The organism is Acinetobacter sp. GXMZU3951 (genome assembly GCF_054457875.1).
Window position 1 is genome coordinate 323167 of the sequence record NZ_JBTLFO010000002.1, and the last position, 16977, is coordinate 340143.

The following is a 16977-nucleotide window of genomic DNA, read 5'->3' on the forward strand; positions in this document are numbered from 1 at the left end:
CTGATGCTACATCCTTGTAGCACAGTTTAACGGCGACATCCATGTCGCCTGCGTGTATCCAAAATTATTGGACATTTTTATTTATTCATCGACTTGAGTGCAGCACGGATGATGTCGCTGGCTTCAGTAAAATCTCCTTTGGCTGCATTCACCAGTTTTTGCGCTTCTAAAGGTTTATAACCCAAAGATTGTAAAGCTGCCTCGGCTTCGGCAACCGCTGAGTTGCCTGTAAATTGGATTTGTTCAGCAGTTGAGTTGCTCGGGACTGTACCTGTAGACATGGCTTTAAAGCGATCACGCAGTTCAATCATCAAGCGTTCAGCGGTTTTCTTACCAACCCCTGGCACTTTAACCAGTGTGTTGACATCTTCATGCTCCACCGTATGAATCAGCATGTCTACGCTTAAAGTTGAAAGAATACCCAAAGCCATTTTCGGACCGACTCCATTGACTTTTAACAGGGTACGGAAAATCAGTTTTTCCTGTTGATGTAAAAAACCATACAGGAGTTGAGCATCTTCTCGTACGGCTAAATGCGTCCATAACGTGACTTTTTGTCCTTTTTGTAATTGGCAAAATGTCGACAATGGGGTGTCAATCTCATAGCCAACGCCATTCACATTGAGCAGCACGGTTGGGGCTTCGAGGGCAAACACTTCGCCAATTAAACATCCAATCATTTTTAAAACTTCACTATTTTAGGTGTATACGGTTATTCGTCTTCAAGCTGTGCTGATTTAACATCAGGCATCAATCATGTTAAAAGCATTTCTGGATTGCTGCGGTATGTTACATCAAGCCAGATTTATTGCCTTGTAGTTCTTGCGACAGATTATAGGCCTGATGATCTGAAAACTTCGAAATAATATCCAGTACTTGCATAATATTTTCATAATGATTGTTGCCAAAACGCGCACCTGAACGCTGTAAGATGGTAAACAAGCGCTGCTCTTTAAAACTTAAGGTTTTGTGCGGTGTGGTCAGTGGAATAAAGGCATCTAAAATATTTTGTAAACTTTGATGGGCAATAATTTCCAAACCGGCTTTTTGCGGATGTTCAAAAATCTTATCGCGCGCCAGTTCTTTGGCGCGGTTAATGCCGAGTTCAATATCTTCGGCACAGTATTGCAATAAACTGCCTTTGAGTTGTCCTGTTAGAATCTCATAATGATGTTTGGCAAAGGCAGTAGTGACTTCATCCACCAAGCGTTTCATGACTCGACCACGTAATGCCGCAATTTTTTGCTGCCACGTGGTATCCATGGAAAGTTCAGAAGGTCTGCCATAATCTGCAATCAAATCTAGAAAGATCGGTTCAACTTCTTCATAGCTCAACATGTTCAGAATAATGCCATCTTCCAAATCAATCAGTGCGTAACAGATGTCATCCGCTGCTTCAAGTAAATAGGTCAATGGATGGCGGCAATAACGATCTGGTGCCAATTGAATTAAACCGAGTTGTTCGGCAATTTGAGTCAGAATTTCTTTTTCGGATTGATAACAGCCAAACTTGGCACGCATGCTGGCAGGGGTATTGCCTTGTTCGGCAATGGTTTTGGATAACCAAGGATATTTTAAATATGCACCCAAAGTGGCATAAGTCAGACGCATACCGCCATCATTGGGATGGTAGTCAATCTTGGTCAATAAACGTAAACCCTGCGCATTGCCTTCAAACTGGCGGACATCGGCTTCTTCTTCAGGGGTCAGTTTGGCAAGAAAATCACCATGTGAGGCATCGTCAAACCATTCTCGAATGGCATATTCACCGGCATGCCCAAAGGGTGGGTTACCAATATCATGCGCCAGACAAGCGGCTTGAATGATGGCGCCAACATCAGCCGGAGAAATCCAGACTGGGAGTTCATCTTTAATTTTTTCTGCGGCCAGCATGCCGAGTGAACGACCAATACAGGACACCTCTAAGGAGTGCGTGAGCCGTGTGTGGATGCCATCATGCTGGGTGAGTGGGTGAACTTGGGTTTTACGGTTTAGCTGTCTAAAGCTTTGGGAAAAAATAATACGATCATAATCTTTATGAAAAGGGCTTCGAGCTTGTTCTGTACTTTGCTTTTTACGACCAATGCGAACTGTGGAGAGCAGTTCTAACCAACGCATTTGTTCCATTTATTATGTTTCATTAAAGGGTTGTTTGAATCATGCCAAAAAACCGTAAGTTGCACTAGAGCAGTGCGACATGATTTGACTGTTGGAATGTAAATATCGGCTGCTACGGGATAAAGTCCGTTGGGAGACTTCGCCTGAGTTTTGCAGAGCATCACGATTGTTTTTAGGGTTTGAGATAAGACTGTGTTTGCCGTGAGCTTGAGGATTTTTCCATATTGCTAGTTGTTTATTTTTATGTGATTTTATCTAAAAAAATAAAAGCAAGACCCTATGCATGATTTTATTGCAGGATTAGGTTACATAATTGGAATTATCTATCTAGCTGATTTCTCCTTTTCACAGTAGAATATGTGCTCTCTTCAAAGTCACATTGCGGTAAAGTTCAAAAGACTTGCCCGTGGAGCCAAAATCAGCATGTTTATCGTGGCCGGTGCACCAGCACATTCTTCTTTTAAGAAAACTCAACTATTATCACGTCTATCGTCAATTAGTTCTGTTCAATCAATAGAAAGCCAATGGGTCTATCTGTTTGACCAAGCGCTCAACGAGCAACAGCAACAATCTGCTTTACAATTGTTAAATGATGGCGAAGCTTTTCAAATCCGCCAAGCTGCAACGGATGAAGTTCAAATTCTGGTGACGCCACGTGTCGGTACGATTTCGCCGTGGTCATCTAAAGCGACGGATATTTTTGCCAACTGTAATACCCCGATACACCGCCTTGAACGCGGTGTTTTGTTTACTTTAAAAGGTATTTCTGAAGTATCGAATGAAGTTAAACAGGCTTTGCATGACCGCATGACCGAGAGTGTATTTAACAGCATTGATGATGCGGTCGCACTTTTCCAAGAGACTGCACCAAAACCTTTAAATTCAATTGATATTTTGGGTCAAGGTAAACAGGCATTAGTTCAAGCGAATTCTGAATTTGGTTTTGCTTTGTCTGATGAAGAAATTGACTATTTAACTGAAGCATTTATCAAGTTAGGGCGTAACCCGCACGACATCGAACTCATGATGTTTGCTCAAGCAAACTCTGAACACTGTCGTCACAAAATTTTTGGTTCAGAATGGACGATTGATGGTGAAGTTCAACCATTATCATTGTTCCAAATGATTAAGAATACCTATAAAGAATCACCAACGGATGTTTTGTCTGCTTATAAAGATAACGCATCAGTAATCGTGGGGTATGACACACAACGTTTCTACCCGAAAAAAGACGAAGACACAGGTCACTACACCTATAAGTATAAGAGCCAAGCTGCTCATATCTTAATGAAAGTGGAAACCCATAACCATCCAACAGCGATTGCACCATTTGCAGGTGCAGCAACTGGTTCGGGCGGTGAAATCCGTGACGAAGGTGCAACAGGTCGTGGTGGTAAGCCAAAAGCAGGCTTAACTGGCTTTACCGTATCCAACTTGAATATTCCTGGTTTTGAACAACCATGGGAAGAAAACTACGGTAAACCATCACGTATGGCATCGCCACTTCAAATTATGATTGAAGGTCCATTGGGCGGTGCAGCGTTTAATAACGAATTTGGTCGTCCTGCTTTAAATGGTTATTTCCGTACCTTTGAACAGAACGTGAATGGCGAAGTCAAAGGTTTCCACAAGCCAATTATGATTGCGGGTGGTTACGGGAACATTCGTCCTGACCATGTTGAAAAAGATCCAATCCAACCGGGCGATTTATTGATCGTGCTCGGTGGTCCAGCCATGTTGATTGGTTTGGGTGGTGGTGCTGCATCATCAGTAGACAGTGGTACGATGGGCGAAAGCTTAGACTTTGCTTCAGTGCAACGTGAAAACCCAGAAATGGAACGCCGTTGCCAAGAAGTGATTGATACTTGCTGGCGTATGGAAAATGAAAACCCGATCGTATCTGTACATGACGTCGGTGCGGGCGGTATCTCGAATGCCATGCCTGAATTGGTCAATGATCACGAATTAGGTGCGATTTTAGATTTACGTAAAATTCCTTCGCTTGAACCGGGTATGTCTCCAATGGAGATCTGGTCAAACGAAGCGCAAGAGCGTTATGTACTCGCGATCAAACCAGAATCTTTAGCATTATTTGAATCAATCTGTGCGCGTGAACGCTGCCCGTTTGCAGTCTTGGGTGAAGCAACAGAAGCGCGTCAGTTGACGGTTAACGATCCATTGTTTGAAAACAAAGCCGTGGATATGCCAATGCAAGTGATGTTGGGTGGCACACCACGTATGAGCCGTTCTTACGAAACCATCGAACGTCAAGGCGACGATTTTGATGCCGCTCAGGTGGACTTGAAAGATGCAATCTTCCGTGTGTTAAAGAACCCGACGGTGGCATCTAAGTCATTCTTGATTACGATTGGTGACCGTTCGATTACTGGTATGGTTGCACGTGATCAGATGGTGGGTCCATGGCAGGTTCCTGTTGCAGACGCAGCAGTAACAACAACCAGCTTACAGGGTTATACCGGTGAAGCTATGGCGATGGGGGAACGTCCACCTGTAGCATTGTTGAACCCAGCAGCATCTGCACGTTTAGCTGTTGCCGAAGCAATTTCTAACATCATGTGTGCCAATATTGAACAGATCAGCGACATTAAATTGTCTGCGAACTGGATGGCTGCAGCAGGGCAAAAAGGTGAAGACCAAGCCTTGTTTGAAGGTGTGAAAGCCATTGGTATGGAAATGTGTCCTGCATTAGGCATTGCGATTCCTGTTGGTAAAGACTCATTGTCTATGCGTACCACGTGGAATGAAGATGGTCAGGATAAATCTGTCACTTCGCCAATGAGTGGTGTAATTACCGCATTTGCACCAGTTAATGATGTTCGTAAAACCTTAACGCCTGAATTGAAAAATACTGATTCGGTGTTGGTACGTATTGATTTATCTAAAGGCCAATTCCGTTTAGGCGGTTCGATCCTTGCGCAAGTGTACAAAGCGATTGGTTCAGTAACTCCAGATGTCGACAGCTTTGACGACTTCAAAGCCTTCTTTGATTTGGTACAAGACTGGAACAACCGTGGCTTAATTCAAGCCTACCATGACATTGGTGATGGTGGTTTATTGGCGACTGTTGCGGAAATGATGTTTGCTTCACGTTTAGGTGTTGCCTTAGAAGCTCAGTCAACAGCTGCATTATTTGCTGAAGAAATTGGTGCAGTCGTACAAATCAAGACAGCGGATTGGGATGCATTACAAGCTGAAGTTGCTGCATCAAGCTTGAAAGACGCCATTACTGTGGTTGGTCGCGTAAATACCGCGGATCAATTAAGCGTAAATGGTTTGACTTTGGCACGTGTAGACTTGCAACAAGCTTGGGCTGAAGTTTCGCATCAAATTCAACGTTTACGTGACAACGTAGAAAATGCAGACCAAGAATTTGCCTTAATTTCTGACAATGCACACAAAGGTTTGATTGCTCAACCAACCTTTGACTTGAATGAGCCAGTGGAAGCGCCGTTTATTAATTTACGCCGCCCAAGCATGGTGATTTTGCGTGAACAGGGGGTGAATGGCCAAACTGAAATGGCAGCTGCCTTTGATAAAGTTGGCTTTAACACCGTTGACGTGCACATGAGCGATTTGCTGGCGGGTCGAATTGATTTAGATGACTTCGAAGGCCTAGTGGCTTGTGGTGGTTTCTCTTACGGTGACGTTTTGGGCGCTGGCGGTGGCTGGGCTAAATCTGTGCTGTTCAACCCACGCTTACGTGACCAGTTTGAAAAATTCTTTAACCGTTCAGAAACCTTCACTTTAGGTGTATGTAATGGTTGCCAAATGATTTCTCAACTTGCACCATTAATTCCGGGTGCAGATGCATGGCCTCGTTTCCACCGCAATACTTCAGAAGTGTTTGAAGCGCGTGCAGTGAACGTTCGTATTGAAAAATCGAATTCGGTATTGCTTGAAGGTATGGAAGGTTCGATTCTTCCGATTGCGGTTGCACATGGTGAAGGTCGTGTGGTTGCGAGCGCGGATCAATTGGCGGCATTGAATGCAGGTCATCAAGTAATCTTGCGTTATGTTGACAGTCACGGTAACCCAACACAGCACTATCCATTGAACCCGAATGGTTCACCAGAAGCGATTACAGGGGTAACCTCTAAAGATGGTCGTGCAACGATTATGATGCCGCATCCTGAACGTAATTTCCGTGCAATTCAGCATTCTTGGAAACCTGAAGAATGGACTGAAGATGGTGCATGGTTACGTATGTTCCGTAATGCGCGTAAGTTTATTGGTTAAGCCATAACATATTGAAAAGCCACCTTCGGGTGGCTTTTTTGTATTCAAAATTAAAGTTATTGCAGCTGTTGTTGTATAAACTGATCGACTTGTTGGGTGTAATTGGTGTTCAAGCCTAAATCCTGATTGATCTCTGCATGAGTTAAGGCAATCGGTAATAGTTGGGTGGTTGTACCTAAAGCTTTGGCTTTTTCAGTAAAAGCGTGAGCTTGGTTACACGGCTGATCGGGGCGGAGGGTCGAACACACGGCAAGAAAAGCAGGGAGTGCCTGTCGGATTTGGTGCTGAGGAGAAACGGCATGCCAGGAATCGACTGAAGTGCCAAATACAGGATCATAAATAGTCGCATGCTGACCCGACATCAGTTTCTCCAAGTCATAGGCCGCACTATCTAAGGCAATCGTGGCTTTCCACGGTTGCGGATATCGAATCATCCATGCGGGCTGTGTAGAAAGCAGGGTAACTAAATGTGCCCCTGCAGAATGCCCCATAATGACAATATGATTAGGGTCGGCTTGCCAACTCGCAGCATGACTTTGAACAAAACTCAGCGCATCGGCTATATCTTGTGTTTGTTGTTGTACCGAAACTTCGGGAACTAAACGATAATTCACCGAGATCACCAGCCAACCTTGTGTGTTCCAATAGGCGGCCTTGTTTTGAACAACACGATTATGAGACTTATCCCCGATACGCCAAGCACCCCCATGTACAATCAATAACACTGGCGCAAGTTTTTGATGAGCTGCACCTAGAGTGCTACTGGTAGGCAGATAAAGATCTAGTTTTTGTAAAGCATGCGTCCCGTAAGGGAGATTCTTTGTGGTATTCTTTTGTTGTAACAGATTCAAATTTTGGAAGAAATCAGCATAACTATGCGCTGAATAAAAACTGAAGCAGACGAGAATATAAGTATAAATAGCTTGTTTAAAATTCATTATTAAGAAGCATGGAAATTTTATTGATTCTATTTTAACATGAATAATGTGTTTAAATTATGAACAAAATCTGACATAAGGAAATGGCTTGAAGCATTAAACCAATGCAATAAGCAAAGTTGGTGTAAAAGTTGCTTAATCTTTGCTCAGGCTATGCAAAGGAAATGAATCCTTATGGCAAACAATAAAAAGGAGTCGTGGAATGATGAAAGTTGCAACATATTCCAACAAGGCTGTATTAAAACAAAAAGGCTGGAAATGGTTTGCTATGGTAATCGCCCTACAGCTGGCTTTTATGCTGTTGTATGCGATGACGCAAAGTGTTTAGCCCAGCATTCGGGCATTGAAGGGTCGGAAAATGCCTTCAATGCCCGAATGTATTACGGATTGTTTTGATATTCGGTAATCACTTCGAGTGCAGCACGGAAAGCTTCTTGGGTTGCGGGCGCGCCGCAATATGGCAGGCTGTGTAATAACACTTCCTGAATTTCTTCAACAGTTGCGCCATTATTCAGCGCACCACGCACGTGTCCCTTGAGTTCAGTAGGACTTTTTTGTGCGGTTAAGAATGCAATGGTGATCAGTGAGCGATATTTGCGTGGCAATACCCCGTCACGTTGCCAAGTCGAGCCCCATGCATGCTCATTAATCCAATCTTGTAGTGGCTGCGTAAAAGGCACAGTATTGTCTTGGGCGCGTTTTACAAAACTTTCGCCCATCACTTCAGTACGTACTTTTAACCCATTTTCATAATCTTGCTGAGACATCTGTGTCACTCTTGTTGATGAAAAAAGTGACAAAAGTTTAACCTTTTATCACTTTGATCTGTATCATTTTTTCTAAACTTTAGGATTAGTCAACCAGTTCAACGGCAATTGCTGTCGCTTCACCACCTCCAATACACAGTGTAGCAATCCCTTTGCTTTTGCCTAGGCGCTTCAGGGCGTAAATCAAGGTCAAAATAATACGCGAACCAGAAGAACCTAGTGGATGACCGAGTGCACAAGCACCACCATGAATATTCACTTTTTCAGGATCAAGGTTAAAAGCATCAATTGCTGCCATTGTGACCATGGCAAAGGCTTCATTAATTTCCCATAAGTCCACATCTGCCACTGACCAACCCGCTTTTTTCAAGACTTTTTCAATGGCAGTCACAGGTGCAATGGTAAATTCTGAAGGATGTTGCGAGTTGGTTGCTGTAGCGCGAATATGTGCCAAAGGAGTTAAACCACGGGAGGCCGCTTGTTCAGCCGACATCACCAACATGGCTGATGCGCCGTCCGAGATTGAACTTGAGTTGGCTGCAGTGATGGTGCCATCTTTTGCAAAGGCGGGGCGTAGGTTTGGAATTTTATCAATATTGGCATGAAACGGATTTTCATCCTGAGCGACCACAACGTCACCTTTACGGCTCGAAACGGTAATTGGCGCAATTTCCGCTTTAAGATAACCTTCTTGAATCGCAGTTTGTGCACGCGTCAGTGAGCGAATGGCAAATTCGTCTTGTTGCTCACGAGTGTAGCCTTTTTTATCGGCCATTTTTTGTGCCAGCACACCCATGGAAAGACCTGTGTCAGCATCTTCCAAACCTTCTTGGAACATATGGTCTTTAATTTCACCATGTCCCATGCGGTAACCTGCACGTGCTTTCGGTAATAAATAAGGCGCATTACTCATCGATTCCATGCCACCCGCCAGTACAATTTCCGCATTCCCTGCGCAAATGGCATCTGCGGCTTGCATGACTGCTTTCATACCAGAACCACAAATTTTATTGATGGTGGTTGCACCCACATGATCAGGCACACCAGCAAGACGCATGGCTTGACGGGCTGGAGCTTGTTTTAAACCCGCAGGTAGTACACAGCCCATAATGACTTCATCAACTTCTGCACCTTGGACTTGTGCGCGGGCTAAAGTCTCTTGAATCACTGCCGCGCCAAGTTCTGGTGCTGAAAGGCTCGATAATGCACCCTGAAAACTTCCCATAGCGGTACGGCTACCAGCAACGATGACGATGTCTTTGTTCATGTGAATCTCCGTGTATGAATGTTTGCGTTCCATTTTTATTGATAAAAAAATTAAAGCAGCCGAAGCTGCTTTGAAAAAGTCAATTAAGCGCTTGCAGTTTCTTTGACATCATCCACAATCAATTCAACGCCAGTGACCGCTTGAATTTGTTCCAGTGTGACATCTTTGGCTAACTCGATGAGTTTGACACCTTGTGGTGTAATGTCCATTACACCTAAGTCACTGATAATACGATTCACCACAGCTTGACCAGTCAGGGGCAAGGCACATTGCTTTACAATTTTTGGACTACCATCTTTGGCACAGTGCTCCATGAGCACCACTACTTTCTGTACACCAGCGACCAAGTCCATGGCACCGCCCATGCCTTTGACCTTCTTGCCTGGAATCATCCAGTTGGCAAGATCACCAGTTTCAGAAACTTCCATAGCTCCTAAAATCGCAATATTGACATGTCCGCCACGGATCATGGCAAATGATTCTGAGCTAGAAAAAAATGCAGCACCTTTGCGGGCAGTCACGGTTTGTTTACCCGCGTTAATTAAATCGGCATCTACCGTTTCTGCCGTCGGGAATTCACCAATCCCCAATAAACCATTTTCAGACTGTAACCAGACATTGATATTTTCTGGAATATAGTTGGCAACCAGTGTAGGTAAGCCAATCCCCAGATTGACATAAAATCCATCTTCAAGTTCAAGGGCAGCACGTGCAGCCATTTCATTGCGTGTCCAAGCCATGATTAAGCCTCCTGCTTAATGGTTAATTGTTCAATGCGTTTTTCAGGTGCAGTATTGAGAATAATGCGATTGACATAGATGCCAGGTAAATGGATGTCATCCGGATCCAGTTCACCAATTTCCACCACCTGTTCGACTTCTACGATGGTAAATTTACCTGCCATGGCACATTCAGGATTAAAATTACGTGCAGTTTTACGGAAAATTAAATTACCTGCTTTATCTGCTTTGTAGGCTTTGACCAAGGCAACATCAGCGGTCAACGAGTTTTCTAAAATATAAGGTTTACCATCAAACTCACGTTGTTCTTTGCCTTCAGCAATGAGTGTGCCGACACCTGTTTGGGTGAAGAATGCTGGAATACCTGCACCACCGGCACGTAATTTTTCAGCCAAAGTGCCTTGAGGGGTCAGTTCAACTTCCAGTTCACCATTTAAATACTGACGTTCAAATTCTTTGTTTTCACCGACATAAGATGAAATCATTTTTTTAATTTGCTTGGTTTGTAAAAGTTTGCCTAAACCAAAATCATCGACACCTGCGTTATTTGAAATACAGGTCAGCTCGTTTACACCGGTTTCTTTTAAAGCTTCAATCAGTGCTTCTGGAATGCCACATAAGCCAAAACCACCCACAGCAATCGTTTGTCCATTTTTCACGACATCTTGCAAAGCAAGTGTTGCATTTGAATATAACTTATTCATATCAACTTCTCTAAATCCCTTAGGTTTTTATACACTCATTATTAGCATTGTGTAGGAGCAGAATGAAGTTGAAAATTTCAAAGAGTTAATCAGAAAAACTCAATAATGGAGCAAAAAAACAGCAAAATTCAGCTGAATCCGCAGGCTGAATACTTTTGAATTGGGTAGGTCGGATTAAAAATTTTGTTTTAATAGATTGATTTAAATGTGTTTTCTATAGTCATACTGTTTCAGAATTTCAATAAACTGAGCCGTAATGTTTGAAATCTCAAAGTTCTTTTTATAGATAATACCAACGGGTTTGATGATGTCCTGATCTTGTAATTCAACCAGAACATTCTTTTCGGTATCAATGAATTGTTGAAAATGGCGCGGAATAACACTGACACCAATGCCGAGCGCCACAAAACTGGATAAAGAGCTGATTTGATGGCATTCCACTTTTAAATCCAATTGAATATTGTTTTTTATACAATTTTCTTCAATTAAATGGCGCACAATGGAGGGTTGTTGCAAAGTGACGAACGGATTGGCACACAGTTCTTTCCAGGTGACTGACTCTGCATGGGCTAAAGGGTGTGCTTTAGGTAACAAAGCAAGAAAATCTTCTTTAAAGAGGGGAATAAATTCTAGCGTATCAATCTGTTGGGGTTCAAAACAAATACCTAATTCAAAAATTCCATCTAAGACATTTTCAATAATTTTTTCATTGGTGATGTCATGAATAGAAAAATTAATATTTGGATGCAAGGTCAAAAAGTTTTGAATCAAATTGGGCATGATGGCATGTGTGACAAAAGGCATGGAGGCGATACTGAGCGTACCACGCTGTAATTTAAACCGTTGTTTAACGTCTTTTTCCATATCCTCCCAATTGGCTAGCAATTTTCTGGCATAAGGAATCAGTGACTTACCCTCAAAAGTCAGTTCGACACGACGAGTATTGCGTTTAAATAACTTACCTCCGAGTTCTTCTTCTAAGGTTTTGATGGTGAGACTCAAGGCTGACTGACTCAAATGCAGTTCACTGGATGCATTGGCATAGTTCAAACTGCGAGCAAGGGCTAGAAAAGCTTTTAATTGTTTTAAAGTCATAAGCGAATGTTTACCACAAAGTCTAGACGAAGAAGGACAACTGTATTGATTCTGAGCTTTTTTTGAGTGAAAAGCAAAAAAACAATTAAGTAACAGTAGATTATTTTTATCTTAACCGGATTTAATTTGGATTTATCTTATTATTGGATTGAGATTAAATTATTTTAATATTTTATTTATGAGTTTTTTTAAACAATTAATCATATTTTTAAATATATTATATTTCCTATTAAACTATTTTTATAAGTACTTGTTATTAAATGATATAAATTTATTTTTTATTTGTTTTTATATTTAATTATTGTTTTTTTAATTTTTGGTGTTATTTTTTTAAATAGGATTTTTTATTTTAAAAATATTTAAGCTTGATATTTTATATGGAGTTTAGGATTACTCTTAATAAAATTGAGCATTTATTTCGGTCAAAAAACAAAGGTTGATCACACTGTGTTTCGCAATGTGTGAAATCTTCAATATTCTTTATCAGGGAGAAAAGAATATGTGGGAGTTGTTTGTCATCCTGCTGTCTTTAGGCTTGTTGATGTATACAGCCTATAAGGGATTTTCGGTCATTCTAATGGCACCTATCTGTGCCTTACTTGCAGTTTTTTTAATTGCACCTAACCATGTTTTACCGTTTTATTCGGGCGTGTTTATGCCGAAGATGGTGAACTTCATTAAAGACTACTTCTTGGTGTTTTTATTGGGTGCAATTTTTGGCAAAGTCGTAGAAATGTCTGGAATTGCATCTTCAATTGCCAAAACCATTGTGAGTTTGATTGGCGCAAAACGTGCCATTTTAACCGTGGTGCTTTTAGGTGCCATTCTGACCTACAGCGGCGTAAGCTTATTCGTCGTGGTATTTGCAGTGTATCCATTTGCAAACCAATTGTTCCAAGAAGCCAATATTCCAAAGCGTTTAATTCCTGGCACAATTGCCTTAGGTGCATTTACATTCACGATGGATGCTTTACCAGGGACACCGCAAATTCAGAACGTAATTCCAACGACGTTCTTCGGAACCAATATTTACGCAGCACCGTTCTTAGGGATCATTGGGGCAATTTTTGTCTTGTGTATGGGTTTGCTTTATCTGCAATGGCGCTGTCGTGTTGCTGCTCAAGCAGGTGAAGGCTATGCTGGATTTGCTAATGCACAAGTTCAAACTGAATCAACTGCGACTACAACCACATCGAATTTATTAGATACACCAAATGGTTCCAAAGCACGTCAAGCTTTGGCATTTGTACCCTTAATTCTTGTTGCGGTGATGAACAAGTTTTTATCTACGGCAATACCAAAATGGTATCCAAATGGTTTTGATTTTAATGCCATTGGTTTAGCAAATTATACGGTTGATGTCGCAAAAACAGGTGCAATTTGGGCCGTTGGTTTGGCTTTAATTGTCGGGATCATCAGTGCATTTTTATATGACTACCAAAAAGTTATTGTGCAATTTAAAGAAGGTGTAAACACCAGTATTAGTGGTGCTTTACTGGCTGTAATGAACACTGCTTCCGAATATGGTTTTGGTGCGATTATTGCGGCATTACCAGGCTTTGTTTTGATCAGTCATGGTTTGAGTTCCACTTTTACCAATCCATTGGTCAATGGTGCAGTGACGACGACGGTATTGGCAGGGATTACAGGGTCAGCTTCGGGCGGTATGAGTATTGCTTTAAGTGCGATGGCAGATCAATACAATGCTGCAATTTTAGCTGCTGGTATTCCGCCTGAAGTGATGCACCGTGTGGTATCTATGGCATCAGGTGGTATGGATACATTACCGCACAACGGTGCTGTAATTACCTTACTTGCGGTAACTGGCTTAACCCACAAGCAATCGTATAAAGATATTTTTGCAGTCACGATCATTAAAACCGTAGCTGTGTTTGTAGTAATTGCCGCATTTACAATTTTCGGTATCGTTTAAACATCTTATTTGCGCATCTTGCCTGTTCACCACGGCAAGATGTAAAAGGAGTAAGCAATGAGTTTGCAGTTAGAAAATAAAGTTGCATTTATTACGGGTTCAGCAAGTGGGATCGGTCTGGAAATTGCCAAGAAATTTGCCCAAGAAGGGGCCAAAGTGGTGATTTCGGACATGAATGCTGAAAAATGTCAGGAAACTGCTGAGGCGCTCAAAGCTCAAGGTTTTCAAGCACTTTCTGCACCTTGTGATGTCACTGATGAAGCGGAGTATCAAGCTGCAATTGCATTGACCCAAAGTACATTTGGTCGTTTAGATATTTTGATTAACAATGCAGGTTTCCAGCACGTTGCTCCAATTGAAGAGTTTCCAACGGCAGTGTATCAGAAGCTGATTCAGGTGATGTTGACGGGTTCCTTCATTGGAATTAAACATGCTTTCCCCATCATGAAGGCACAGAAATCAGGCCGTATTATTAATATGGCATCGATTAATGGTCTGATTGGTTTTGCTGGTAAAGCAGGCTACAACAGTGCCAAACATGGCGTGATTGGTCTCACCAAAGTGGCGGCCTTAGAATGTGCTCGAGATGGTATTACCGTGAATGCACTTTGCCCAGGCTATGTCGATACGCCATTGGTGCGTGGACAAATTGCAGACTTGGCCAAAACACGAAATGTCAGTTTAGATTCTGCACTTGAAGATGTGATTCTGGCGATGGTGCCGCAAAAACGTTTATTAAATGTTGAAGAAATTGCTGACTATGCCATTTTCTTGGCGAGTGACAAAGGGGCGGGTATTACGGGTCAGGCGGTGGTGATGGATGGTGGATATACTGCACAATAAATATTGATTTTCAATCAAATACGATTTTATCCAGCCATTGAGAAATTGCATATTTCTTATGATGAAATCGTATTGTTTTCCTTGACCAGTCGGTAACGACTGGTTCTTTTTTGGGAAAGATTAAATCCCCAGTTATTTTTCAGCCTTAAAAAACAGCAAGATAATTGAAGATAGCGAAAGGCAAAAAATTACTGGCCAAATGATGAATAAGTCGACTCGGATATTTGCATCTGGTGTTTTGAATTGGACCCAAAATTCCCAGCATGCATAAAGTAGCCATAAAATTGCTGTAAGCCCTAAATATTTAGCACTACGCCGATGGCTAAAATTACGTACGATTAAATAGGCGATAAAAAATACGCAGGCAATCCCGAAAATGGAAAGAGGTTTTGCGACCAATAAATTTATCAGAAAATTCATATCAACCTCCGATATATCCTTCTTATGAGTAAACTTACAGTACTGGAATGACACTTTAAGCGGATATATTCAGATCAGACTTGAGTCGAGTATTTAAAAGACCTTAAGTTTCAGGTGCAATAGAGCTTCTCGAAACAGATCAATTCGTACTGGTTCACGTGAGATCTAAAGTTGTTACTGGCTTAAATTATCTGGGTATCCTCATCGTGTTAAGTACGTGAATGGTTTGAATCCTATCATTATTGTTATCCTGTAACTTATATAAATAGTCTATGACTTCACGGATTTTCTAATCAATTACTTGACGTATAAATGTGGTGATGAGATGTAAACAATGGTGAATTTATACTGGTGTGATTGGTGTGAGAATCACCTCTATTTATTATATTGAAACTATTTATTAAAAGAAGGTGATTGTGTAATCACCTTCTTTTTCAGTTTGATGATTAGTTATTTTTTAGGATTTGTTGGCTCAAACTCTTTAAAATCGGCTTTGCGGATTTTGGCATGAATTCCTTTGGTACGATCAACTACTTGTGAAACTTCAAAATCTGTTGCGGCACTTAAGTACGCATATGCTGTCGCTTCATCAATACCGTATTCCTGATGTAAAAAACGGATTGCTTCACGAGTAGATTTTTTCATTGCCTCATCTAGATCGGCATCTAAACCAGGAGTAATCCAAAACTCTGCATTTTCTGCTAAAGGTTGTTTAATTTCTTGACCTGGGATCTTGTCCTTACCTGCTTTTAACAACGTAAATTTTAGGGTTGCACGTGCTGATGCTTCCAATGCCGTAAGTGCGACTTCACCATCACCTTGCGAAAAATGGCTATCACCCGTGTAAAAAAGTGCACCTTTGACTTGTACTGGATAATAGGCAGTTGCACCCGCACCAAGCTCATTAATATCAATATTTCCACCGTACAAGGCAGGTGGTACAGAGTGAACAGGTTCAGAAGTATTTGCAGCTACCCCCATAATGCCCATAAAAGGGTAAAGCGGGAAACGAATCGCTTTACCTGATGCGGTTTTTAATACGCCTTCATATTCACCTTGAGCATTTTTTTCAATTGGGGTGAAAATGGAAACATTGCCAAAACGTTCAGGATGTTCAGCAGATGGATTATCTTGTTGAGATGTCTTTGGGAATTCTCCGACCAATGCTCCTTTTCCGTGTCGATTCGAAATTACACCATAGGGTACTCGTGGTTCGACCTTAATCACTTCGACTTTTAAAATATCCCCAGGCTCAGCACCAGCAATAGCGACTGGCCCTGTGACAATATGCGGACCATCTTTATGGAAGTCATGGGCTAGTTTGGATTGGGTAATTTTTTTGGCTTCATCTAGAATATATTCAGACTTTACCCCTTTGGATTGGAAATATTTGTCTGCATCACGGCCTTGATCTTCAAGCAAACCTTCATGTGAGACTGTATCGAATGTGACAATACTTCCAGAATTTACGGTCAAAACTGGTTTTGCCTCTCGATTGGGTAAATAGCCCCAAGTAATCGTATTTAGCGTGGATGGTACATAGTAGTTGCCTTTATATGCGCCCTCTTTAAGTAAGGTTGGTTTTTCAGATATTTGTTTAAGAATTTTGAAATCATCGGCATAGGTGAATGCTGAGCTCAATGTCGTTAATACAGCCAATGAAATAAGTTTAATTTTCAACATAAGTTTAACCTTTACTTAATCTATCTCCAATCTATGTATTCGATATATAGCAATCCTTATGCCAGTTTTACTTTCTTTAGTAATTCAATACTTCTAATAAATTATGTGAAAATTAAATTAGTTAATTTGACTTATGATGATGCAATTTATTAGATGGTTATTTACTCATAGGTAAAATATGCTTAGTTTTAGAGCAACTTTTGAATGGGTCA

At 41.5% G+C, this 16977-nt stretch carries 13 protein-coding genes; 4 read left to right on the plus strand and 9 right to left on the minus strand.

Annotation, left to right across the window (positions count from 1 at the left end; all coding sequences use genetic code 11):
• Positions 1-77: 77 nt before the first annotated feature.
• The gene (gene ruvA, locus ACX17N_RS04655; protein WP_458891392.1) at positions 78-680 is read right to left on the minus strand and encodes a Holliday junction branch migration protein RuvA; all 603 of its coding nucleotides are present in this window, start codon (positions 678-680) and stop codon (positions 78-80) included.
• A 109-nt stretch (positions 681-789) separates the two neighbouring features.
• Positions 790-2127 (minus strand): deoxyguanosinetriphosphate triphosphohydrolase, encoded by a 1338-nt coding sequence (locus ACX17N_RS04660; protein ID WP_458891393.1) that lies wholly within the window; start codon positions 2125-2127, stop codon positions 790-792.
• A gap of 414 nt (positions 2128-2541) precedes the next feature.
• Between ACX17N_RS04660 and purL the strand changes: the two genes are divergently transcribed.
• The gene (gene purL / locus ACX17N_RS04665; protein WP_458891394.1) at positions 2542-6375 is read left to right on the plus strand and encodes a phosphoribosylformylglycinamidine synthase; all 3834 of its coding nucleotides are present in this window, start codon (positions 2542-2544) and stop codon (positions 6373-6375) included.
• A 56-nt stretch (positions 6376-6431) separates the two neighbouring features.
• Here purL and ACX17N_RS04670 read toward each other — a convergent pair whose 3' ends face one another.
• A complete protein-coding gene (locus ACX17N_RS04670; protein ID WP_458891395.1) occupies positions 6432-7313 on the minus strand; it encodes an alpha/beta hydrolase in 882 nt (293 codons plus the stop codon).
• Between the two features lie 202 nt (positions 7314-7515).
• Here ACX17N_RS04670 and ACX17N_RS04675 point away from each other — a divergent pair, with 202 nt between their 5' ends.
• Positions 7516-7641, plus strand: coding sequence for a KGW motif small protein (locus ACX17N_RS04675; RefSeq protein WP_458891396.1), 126 nt, complete (start codon positions 7516-7518; stop codon positions 7639-7641).
• A 52-nt stretch (positions 7642-7693) separates the two neighbouring features.
• On the opposite strand, the gene ACX17N_RS04680 is transcribed toward ACX17N_RS04675, so the two are convergent.
• From ACX17N_RS04680 to ACX17N_RS04700, 5 genes are all read right to left on the minus strand, one after another.
• Positions 7694-8080 (minus strand): carboxymuconolactone decarboxylase family protein, encoded by a 387-nt coding sequence (locus ACX17N_RS04680; RefSeq protein WP_458891397.1) that lies wholly within the window; start codon positions 8078-8080, stop codon positions 7694-7696.
• An 85-nt stretch (positions 8081-8165) separates the two neighbouring features.
• Entirely contained in the window at positions 8166-9347 is a 1182-nt protein-coding gene (locus ACX17N_RS04685; protein WP_458891398.1) for a thiolase family protein, read from the minus strand.
• A gap of 83 nt (positions 9348-9430) precedes the next feature.
• Positions 9431-10087 carry a CoA transferase subunit B gene (locus tag ACX17N_RS04690; protein WP_458891399.1) on the minus strand — a complete coding sequence of 219 codons (657 nt, stop codon included), beginning with the start codon at positions 10085-10087 and terminating at the stop codon, positions 9431-9433.
• A gap of 2 nt (positions 10088-10089) precedes the next feature.
• Positions 10090-10791, minus strand: a complete 702-nt coding sequence (locus ACX17N_RS04695) for a CoA transferase subunit A (protein WP_458891400.1) — start codon at positions 10789-10791, stop codon at positions 10090-10092.
• A gap of 201 nt (positions 10792-10992) precedes the next feature.
• Complete coding sequence (locus tag ACX17N_RS04700) at positions 10993-11886, minus strand: LysR family transcriptional regulator (protein WP_458891401.1); 894 nt, start codon at positions 11884-11886, stop codon at positions 10993-10995.
• Positions 11887-12385: 499 nt separating this feature from the next.
• Here ACX17N_RS04700 and ACX17N_RS04705 point away from each other — a divergent pair, with 499 nt between their 5' ends.
• On the plus strand, positions 12386-13819 hold the full coding sequence (locus ACX17N_RS04705) for a GntP family permease (protein WP_458891402.1): 1434 nt from the start codon (positions 12386-12388) through the stop codon (positions 13817-13819).
• 57 nt (positions 13820-13876) lie between these two features.
• On the plus strand, positions 13877-14662 hold the full coding sequence (locus ACX17N_RS04710) for a 3-hydroxybutyrate dehydrogenase (RefSeq protein ID WP_458891403.1): 786 nt from the start codon (positions 13877-13879) through the stop codon (positions 14660-14662).
• 870 nt (positions 14663-15532) lie between these two features.
• Here the strand turns inward: ACX17N_RS04710 and ACX17N_RS04715 are convergent.
• Positions 15533-16765, minus strand: coding sequence for an acetamidase/formamidase family protein (locus ACX17N_RS04715; RefSeq protein WP_458891404.1), 1233 nt, complete (start codon positions 16763-16765; stop codon positions 15533-15535).
• Positions 16766-16977 lie beyond the last annotated feature (212 nt).

Bases quoted from the DNA above. Each gene is read 5' to 3' on its own strand.
- ACX17N_RS04685 (WP_458891398.1), bottom strand. From the start codon at position 9,347: ATGAACAAAGACATCGTCATCGTTGCTGGTAGCCGTACCGCTATGGGA.
- ACX17N_RS04680 (WP_458891397.1), bottom strand. From the start codon at position 8,080: ATGTCTCAGCAAGATTATGAAAATGGGTTAAAAGTACGTACTGAAGTG.
- ACX17N_RS04710 (WP_458891403.1), top strand. From the start codon at position 13,877: ATGAGTTTGCAGTTAGAAAATAAAGTTGCATTTATTACGGGTTCAGCA.
- ACX17N_RS04670 (WP_458891395.1), bottom strand. From the start codon at position 7,313: ATGAATTTTAAACAAGCTATTTATACTTATATTCTCGTCTGCTTCAGT.
- ruvA (WP_458891392.1), bottom strand. From the start codon at position 680: ATGATTGGATGTTTAATTGGCGAAGTGTTTGCCCTCGAAGCCCCAACC.
- ACX17N_RS04700 (WP_458891401.1), bottom strand. From the start codon at position 11,886: ATGACTTTAAAACAATTAAAAGCTTTTCTAGCCCTTGCTCGCAGTTTG.
- ACX17N_RS04705 (WP_458891402.1), top strand. From the start codon at position 12,386: ATGTGGGAGTTGTTTGTCATCCTGCTGTCTTTAGGCTTGTTGATGTAT.
- ACX17N_RS04675 (WP_458891396.1), top strand. From the start codon at position 7,516: ATGATGAAAGTTGCAACATATTCCAACAAGGCTGTATTAAAACAAAAA.
- ACX17N_RS04715 (WP_458891404.1), bottom strand. From the start codon at position 16,765: ATGTTGAAAATTAAACTTATTTCATTGGCTGTATTAACGACATTGAGC.
- ACX17N_RS04695 (WP_458891400.1), bottom strand. From the start codon at position 10,791: ATGAATAAGTTATATTCAAATGCAACACTTGCTTTGCAAGATGTCGTG.
- ACX17N_RS04660 (WP_458891393.1), bottom strand. From the start codon at position 2,127: ATGGAACAAATGCGTTGGTTAGAACTGCTCTCCACAGTTCGCATTGGT.
- purL (WP_458891394.1), top strand. From the start codon at position 2,542: ATGTTTATCGTGGCCGGTGCACCAGCACATTCTTCTTTTAAGAAAACT.
- ACX17N_RS04690 (WP_458891399.1), bottom strand. From the start codon at position 10,087: ATGGCTTGGACACGCAATGAAATGGCTGCACGTGCTGCCCTTGAACTT.